This window comes from Pseudonocardia pini (assembly GCF_013870575.1).
Taxonomy (GTDB): Bacteria; Actinomycetota; Actinomycetes; order Mycobacteriales; family Pseudonocardiaceae; genus Pseudonocardia; species Pseudonocardia pini.
The window spans coordinates 1-1,740 of the sequence record NZ_JACBXB010000973.1; the positions used below are offsets into that span (position 1 = coordinate 1).

The 1,740-nt window shown below is 73.5% G+C and carries 2 protein-coding genes; both read right to left on the reverse strand.

What is annotated here, in order from left to right:
- Positions 1-492 (reverse strand): alcohol dehydrogenase catalytic domain-containing protein (locus tag H5J29_RS31485; protein WP_181784570.1); only part of this gene is annotated, 492 nt, incomplete at its 3' end.
- Between the two features lie 9 nt (positions 493-501).
- A partial coding sequence (locus H5J29_RS31490) for an aldehyde dehydrogenase family protein (RefSeq protein ID WP_181784571.1) occupies positions 502-1,740 on the reverse strand: 1,239 nt, incomplete at its 5' end.

Consider the following 1,740-nt stretch of genomic DNA (forward strand, 5'->3'; position numbering starts at 1 on the left):
CCACGGGCTCGTCACGCCCTCGGGGACGACGAGCCGCCCCGCCCGCGGGACCACGTACCCGACCTCGGCGAACGTGCCGGTGAAGTGCGGCGGCTTGCTGCAGTCGTTGAGGTAGCCGATGTAGCGGGCGGTGCACTGGGTGGGCTCGCGCTCCACGGTGCACTGGTAGCAGCGCCCGCACGGGGTGTGGGCCCAGACGACCCGGTCGCCGACGCGGACCGGGGTGCCGAGGCTGTCGACGTCGGCGCCCGCGCCGATCGCCGTCACGGTCCCGGCCATCTCGTGGCCGAGGATCAGCGGCAGGGAGATCGGCAGCCTGCCCGCCATGTGCCCCAGCCAGACGTGCACGTCGGAGCCGCAGACGGTCGCGGCGTCGATGTCGACCACCAGCGCCCCGGGCTCCGGTTCCGGCCGGGGGAAGGACTCGACGGTGAAGGGGGCGCCGTACTCGCGGAGGACCGCGGCGCGTGCGGTGTCGTTGCGGAGGGTCATGGTGCGCTCCTAACCCATCACGAAGGGGTCGCGGGTCTGACCGGACAGCTCGACCCAGACGGACTTGACCTCGGTGACCTCGTGCAGGGCCTCGTCGCTGTTCTCCCGGCCGAAGCCGCTGGCCTTGGTGCCGCCGAACGGCACGGCGGCGTCCTGCACTCGGTAGGCGTTGAGCCACACCGTCCCGGCCCGCACGGCGCGCGCCATCCGCAGGCCCCGCTGCAGGTCCTTCGTCCACACGCCGCCCGCGAGGCCGTACTCGGTGTCGTTGGCGAGCCGGACGGCCTCCTCCTCGGTGTCGAATCCGAACACCGCGGCGACGGGTCCGAAGACCTCCTCGCGCGCCAGCCGCATGTCACCGGTCACGCCGGTGAAGACGGTGGGCTCGACGAAGAACCCGTCACCGTCCGGCGCTCCGCCGCCGCACACCAGCCGGGCGCCCTCGCCCTCCGCCGCGGCGATCATGTCCAGCACGCGGTCGCGCTGCTCGCGGGTGGCCAGCGGCCCCATCTCGCTGTCGGCGTCGAAGGGGTTCCCGAGCTTGATGGTGCGGGCGCGGGCGGCGACCTTCTCGAGCAGGGCGTCGTGCACAGAGCGCTCGACGACCACCCGCCCGCCCGCGATGCACATCTGGCCCGCGGCGGCGAACACCCCGGCGATGACGCCGTTGGCCGCGGCGTCGAGGTCGGCGTCGGCGAAGACGACGTTGGCGGACTTGCCGCCCAGCTCCAGGGTGACCGGGGCGAGGTGCTCCGCCGCGTCCTGCATGACCTGGATGCCGGCCCGGGTGGACCCGGTGAACGACACCTTGTCCACCCCCGGGTGCCGGACGAGTGCGCGGCCGGTCGTGGCGCCCTCCCCGGTGATGATGTTGAGGACGCCGTCGGGGAGCCCGGCCTCCTTGGTGAGCCTGGCCAGCTCGAGGGCAGACGCCGTGGTCTGCTCGGCGGTCTTGACCACCACCGTGCAGCCCGCGGCCAGCGCCGGGGCGATCTTCATCGTGAGCAGGATCAGCGGGGCGTTCCACGGCACCACGGCCGCGACGACGCCGATGGGCTCGCGCGTGGTGAACACGAGGTAGTTCGGGTTCGCGGCGGGCGCGGTGGTCCCGGTCAGCCGGTCCGCGGCGCCCGCGAACCAGTGGAACCAGCGGGGGAGGTTCCCCACCACGCCCAGGGTCTCGCGCAGCAGCTTCCCGTTGTCCCGGCTCTCGACCCGGGCCAGGTGCTCGCGGTCCCGCTCGACCAG